General features: G+C 69.2%; 6 protein-coding genes. 4 read left to right on the forward strand and 2 right to left on the reverse strand.

All coding sequences use genetic code 11. From position 1 onward, the window contains the following. The 3 genes from AC1DXV_RS30570 to AC1DXV_RS30580 all read left to right on the forward strand — a co-directional run. Positions 1-1,056, forward strand: a 1,056-nt coding sequence (locus AC1DXV_RS30570; protein ID WP_477937212.1) for a DUF2399 domain-containing protein, incomplete at its 5' end; no start/stop codon positions are given. Positions 1,057-1,109: 53 nt separating this feature from the next. Next, positions 1,110-2,144, forward strand: coding sequence for an alpha/beta hydrolase (locus tag AC1DXV_RS30575; protein ID WP_477868982.1), 1,035 nt, complete (start codon positions 1,110-1,112; stop codon positions 2,142-2,144). 35 nt (positions 2,145-2,179) lie between these two features. Beyond that, positions 2,180-2,566 carry a hypothetical protein gene (locus AC1DXV_RS30580; protein ID WP_477868984.1) on the forward strand — a complete coding sequence of 129 codons (387 nt, stop codon included), beginning with the start codon at positions 2,180-2,182 and terminating at the stop codon, positions 2,564-2,566. 130 nt (positions 2,567-2,696) lie between these two features. Here AC1DXV_RS30580 and AC1DXV_RS30585 read toward each other — a convergent pair whose 3' ends face one another. Beyond that, positions 2,697-3,635 (reverse strand): AraC family transcriptional regulator, encoded by a 939-nt coding sequence (locus AC1DXV_RS30585; protein ID WP_477937214.1) that lies wholly within the window; start codon positions 3,633-3,635, stop codon positions 2,697-2,699. Between the two features lie 96 nt (positions 3,636-3,731). Between AC1DXV_RS30585 and AC1DXV_RS30590 the strand changes: the two genes are divergently transcribed. After that, positions 3,732-4,493, forward strand: a complete 762-nt coding sequence (locus AC1DXV_RS30590) for an SDR family oxidoreductase (RefSeq protein ID WP_477868988.1) — start codon at positions 3,732-3,734, stop codon at positions 4,491-4,493. Positions 4,494-4,525: 32 nt separating this feature from the next. On the opposite strand, the gene AC1DXV_RS30595 is transcribed toward AC1DXV_RS30590, so the two are convergent. Beyond that, positions 4,526-5,591, reverse strand: a 1,066-nt coding sequence (locus tag AC1DXV_RS30595) for a glycosyl hydrolase family 18 protein (RefSeq protein WP_477937216.1), incomplete at its 5' end; no start/stop codon positions are given.

Below are 5,591 nucleotides of genomic sequence, written 5' to 3' on the forward strand. Positions count from 1 at the left end.
ACGCGGCAGTGGCTGCCGCTGCTGCGGTCGGAGGAGTCGCGCGCGTCGATCGAGGAGGTGGAAGACCTCGCGACGCTGCTGCTGAACCACGGCTGGATCAGCGTCACGGATCGCCAGGGCAGGAACGGCTGGCTGCGGCAGGCTATCACCTGGCTGCACCTGCCGGCGTTGAAGCAGCTGCTGGGGCTGGGCACGCTCGAATCGCGGCGTGACCAGCGTGCGGAGCTGCTGCAGGCGCTGGCCGACTGGGTGCAAGCGCGCGAGGCGCTGCAGGCGGCCGCGGCCGAGCTGGCGGAGGGCGRCTCGGCGCTGAACCTGGCGACGCTGATGCGCCGCATCGAGCTGCTGCATGCGCTGGCGAACTGGCAGGACGAGCAGCACACCGGCACGCGGCGGGATTTCGAACTGCAGGCGCGCGGCAAGACCAAGTCGCTCGCGACCGCGGAGTGGCAATGGCTGGATGCGCACGTCGACCTGCCTGCGCTGGGCATCGAGCGGTTCGCGCAGCAGGTGTGGCTGGCAGGCGCACTCGATCTGGCATGGGCGCCCGATCACCGCTGCGATCTGCGGGCGCTGCATTGCGTGGGGCTGGCGGCGCGTGACTTGCTGAAGCTGGCGCGGGCGGTGGCGCCGATGCACTACTGGCTGATCGAGAACCGCGCGAGCTTCGAGCGGCAGGCGGCGCAACGCGAGGACGGCGTCGCGTTGGTCTGGCTGCCAGGGCGGCCACCGGGCGACTGGATGGCAGCCGTCGGCGCGCTGTTGGAACTGGCCCCCGCGCCGGCGCGCATCAGCGCCGATCCGGATCCGGCGGGCGTCGAGATCGCGCTGACGGCCGGCAGCCTGTGGGAGGGCCGCGGGCTGCCGTGGGAGCCGCATCTGATGGGCGTCGATCAGCTCGCTGCGGCCCGGCAGAAGCTGGCGCTGGATGATCACCATGATCCCGCGACGTTGGCTCGCATACGCGAGCGGCCGGGTGTGCCAGAGACGCTGCGACGACTGTGCGAGCACATGGCGCAGCAGCTGGTGAAGGCCGAGCAAGAGGGGTGGCTGTGATCCGCCGATACCATCGCGCACCGCTCCAACATGCCTCGCGGCATTGCCATCCCATGCCGACTCTGTCGTCGAACTTCTCTTTCCGCGCCTTGCGTCCGCTGCTCGCGGCCCTTGTCCTGGCAGGTGCCGCATCAGGCAGCTTCGCGCAAGCCGCGGTGCCTGACGAGGCGGCCGATTACGCGAAGCCGCATCAGCTGATCGACGTCGACCACGGCCGTCGGTTGAACCTGTACTGCCGCGGCAGCGGCGGCCCGGTGGTGATCTTCGATGCCGGCCTGGAAAGTGACGGCTGGGACTGGCTGAAGGTGCATCCGGCCGTCTCGAAGCTGACCACCGCCTGCGTCTATGACCGCGCCGGGTACGGTTTCAGCGACGCCACGACCCGGCCCGCCACCCATGCGCAGGCGGTTGCGGACCTGCACGTGCTGCTCCAGCGGGCGAAGCTGAAGCCGCCCTATGTGCTGGTCGGTCATTCGATGGGCGGCCGCATCGCCCAGCTCTACGCCTACACCTGGCCGAAGGAGGTCGGCGGCCTGGTGATCGTCGACAGCGAGCACGAGGACGAGCCCGCGCGTGGCAGCCGCGTCACCGGTGGCAAGTTCTCGAAGCTGCTGGCGCAAGAGAAGGCGATCGACGAGGGCTGCTACCGCGCGGTGCGCCAGGGCATGAAGGCGGGGAGCGAGGCGTACGTGCAATGCGTGGGCGACAGCGCCGAACTCTACGGGCCGCTGCTGTGGCCGGTGGTGCGCTCGGCACGGCTGGATCTCAAGCGGCAGACGGCCGTGCACGCCGAGTACCTCCAGTACCACACGAAGAGCGCGGCCCAGTTGCGCGCCGCGCGCAAGCGCTTCGGCGACCTGCCGCTGGTCTACCTGACCCGCGGCGTCAGTCTGTATGCGGCACCCGGCAAGCCCCGGAGCGAGCTCGACAAGGCCTTCGAGGCCGAGGTGCTGAAGACGCACGAGGAGGTGGTGGCGCTGTCGAGCCGCGGAGTCCATCGCGTGGTCGCCGGCGCGGGGCACAACATTCCGGCCGAGAAGCCGCAGGCGGTGATCGATGCGGTGGTCGAGGTGCTGGGGATGCGCTGATCCGGAGTCGCTGGCTCGACGGCCACGAGAATGGCGTGAAGCCCATCCAGCTTGCGAAGCCCGTGAGGCTCTCGGGAAATGATCTGAAGGAGCTCACGCGCGTGCGCTGCCGCTTTGCCTGGAGCCCTGTGGACCAGCAGGCGCAACGGCCACAGCGCGACGGAGGCGATGCGATTCGGCTCATCCTGGCTGTAGGCCGCCGCAAAGGCCTCGTCCAGCAGGCTCTCCGCAGCCTGATCGGTGGGGTTCATCTCCGCGATGGACGCGATGGCCTGGCAGCGATACCAGGGGTGCTCGATGCTGCGTGCCACCTGCAGTGCCTGCACCGGATCGTGTTCAGCGAGCCGTTGTACTTTTCCTCGTGCCACGGCGCCCCTGGCCTCGGGGCTGTTCCTCAGTCGCGCGATGTATTGATCCGGTGATTCGAACGGATCGCCTCCCGGCATGTCAGCACTCACAGGCCAGGCTTCCAGAGTTTCGGCACGCCCGCTGCATGCGGCCTGCGCCAGACGGCAACGGAAAGAGGAAGTGAGGCATGTTCAGGCGCAGGAATCAGACAGGATCGTAAAGCGTTCGGCTGGCATACCGCCCCGGCGGCATCCCCACATGCCGTGTGAACGCCACGCCGAAGGTGCTGACCGAGCTGTAGCCCACGCGCTCGGCGATCTCGGCGATGGCGAGTTCGCGCTGCCGCAGCATCTGCCGCGCGAGCGCCATGCGCCAGGCCAGCAGGTACGCCATCGGCGCCACGCCGACCGCGCGGCTGAAGCGCTCGAAGAAGGCCGAGCGTGACATCGCTGCCTCTTGCGCCAGCTGCGCGATGGTCCACGCATCCTGCGGCCGCTCGTGCATGCGTCGCAGTGCCACGGCCAGCTTCGGATCTGCCAGCGCACGCACCAGGCCCGCCGAGGTCGACGTTCCGGCCGCGCTGCCGGCCGGCACCCGCAGTGCCTCGATCAGCAGCACCTCCAGCAGGCGCGCCATCACGATCTCGCGCGCCGGCCGGTCGGTGCGCGATTCGTCGCCGACCAATTGCACCAGCGTCGACAGCCGGCGCTCGCCGCGCACATGCACCCATTGCGGCAGCAGCGGTACCAGCAGCGCTGCATCGGGCGAGCCGAAYAYGCAGTGGCCGACCAGCATGCGCACGTCGACCGCGCCGTTCGGGTCGCCGACGCGTGCGCCGCCCGGCATCGGCGCGATCGGCGTGGTGACGGCTTCGTCCGCGCGCGGCGGCTGCCGGTCGAGGCTGGACGTCGCGAAGCCGCGCGCAGCGGGGATCAGCGCGAAGTCGCCTTCCCGCAGCGTGATCGTTTCGCCACCGCCCGGGCTGTCGATCGTCAGGTGGCAGCCGCCTTCGAGCACGACGAAGTAGAACGGCCGGCCCATCTCGGCGCGGCGCACCGCCCACGGCGCCGAAGCGACGACGAGCTTCGAGAACGGCGCCCCGGGTTGCAGCAAGGACACGACTTCTGCCAACGGATCGACCATGCAGGACTCTCTCGACAAATCAATGGACTCCAGAGTGTAGTCAGTCCGGTTCCGGCTGCGTATCGTGCGGGCATCGCCAACCTGATGGAGTTCCCGATGTCCACCCGATCCAGCGTCCCCACCGTCCTGATCACCGGCTGCTCATCCGGCTTCGGCCTCGAGACGGCGCGCTTCTTCCTCGACCAGGGCTGGCGCGTCATCGCGACGATGCGCACGCCGCGCGAGGATCTGCTGCCACACACCGACCGCCTGCGCGTGCTGCCGCTCGACGTGACCGATGCCGAGAGCATCCGCCGCTGCGTCGAGGCGGCCGGGCCGGTCAATGCGCTCGTCAACAACGCCGGCGTCGGCCTGCTGGCGCCRCTCGAAGGCATCACGCCCGACAGCGCCCGCGCGATCTTCGAGACCAACACGCTCGGCACCATCGCGATGACGCGGGCCGTGCTGCCGCAGTTTCGCGAGCGGCGCGCCGGCGTCGTCGTCAACGTCACGTCGAGCGTCACGCTGAAGCCGCTGCCGCTGCTGTCGGTCTACACCGCGAGCAAGGCGGCCGTGAATGCGTTCACCGAATCGCTCGCGCTGGAGCTGGCGCCGTTCAACGTGCGGGTGCGCGTGGTGCTGCCGGGGCGCGCACCCGGCACCAGCTTCGGCGACAACGCCCGCCGGCTCATGGCCGGCAGCGCGCACGAGGCCTATGCGGACTTCACGGCACGCGTGTTCGCCGCGCTGCGCGACACCAGCACGCCGGTCACGCACGCACGGGATGTCGCCGAGGCGGTGTGGCGTGCGGTGACCGACCCGGCGGCGCCGATGCGCACGCCGGCGGGGGCCGACGCGGTCGCCTTGGCGGCAACCTGACGGCCCCCTGGGCCTCGGTCCCTACGGAAGCTTCACAGCTTCGGCAGGCTCGGGATCGTCTGGTTGCAATCCCCCTTCAGCGGCAGGTTGCGGCACACGTACTGCCCGGCCGAGTTCTCGGTGGCCGCGCCGGCCGGTGCCGGCATGTGCACGCGCTGCTTCCAGATCTGCCAGATCATGAAGCCGTCGTTCGAGCGGCCCTTGTTCTTCACGTAGTTCACCAGCGTCTCGACGTTGTAGTACGGCGTCGCCATGTTGTTGCTGCCGTTCAGCATGTCGGCGTCGTACTGCACGCCGTTGGCCGGGATCTTCAGCACCGCGCCGCCCGCGCCTTCCGGGGCGATCTCCATGCCCATGTGGATCGGGCCGCTGTAGATCGCGCGGTACGACTCGTAGCCCTCGCGCGGGTCGTAGTAGTCGCCGCCGTCGTACGACATCAGGTTGACGTGGCTCAGCTTGCTGCCGCGCGTCTTGACGGCGGTGTACATCACGCCGCCGAACGGCGAGCCCCACTGCACCTTGCCTTCCTCGAACGGCGAGCCCTTCACGTAGTAGGCGCCGGTCGACCAGCCGGCCACCGAGATGCCGAGCTTGGCGCCGCGCGACTGGATCTCGGCGTAGGTCGCATCGATGATGCCGACGATCTGCGCATCGGTGTTGCAGCTGAAGTTGGCGGCGTCGAGCTTGTTGCACGACGCGCCGTTCACTTCCCAGTCGAGGTCGACGCCTGACGCGCCGAGGTCCAGCGCCAGGTCGACGACGCCCCGGGCGTTGTAGTTCGCCCATTCGCTGCCCTGGCTGTAGGCCCAGCCGCCGAACGACAGCCACACCTGCGTGCCGCGGGCCTTCAGCGCCGCGATGTTGTTGCGCAGGTCCTGCGCCTGCTGCGCGCTGAAGAAGCGCTGCCCGTTGTTGCCGGAGGCGCCTTCGGCGAACTCGAAGCCGGCGATCGACTGGTCGAACGCGTAGCTGCCCTTCACGTACGGCGTGTTCGGCTTCGCGAAGGCCAGGTTCACGTGCGTGAAGTAGTTCGGGATGTTGGCCGGCACCAGGTCGTAGATGCTGGTGTTCCAGGTGCCGGAGTAGCCGATGTAGGCG

The organism is Rhizobacter sp. P3_C12 (genome assembly GCF_056402735.1).

What these genes read in the sequence shown, in the direction of transcription:
- AC1DXV_RS30575 (WP_477868982.1), top strand. Translation starts at nt 1,110, where the DNA reads ATGCCGACTCTGTCGTCGAACTTCTCTTTCCGCGCCTTGCGTCCGCTG.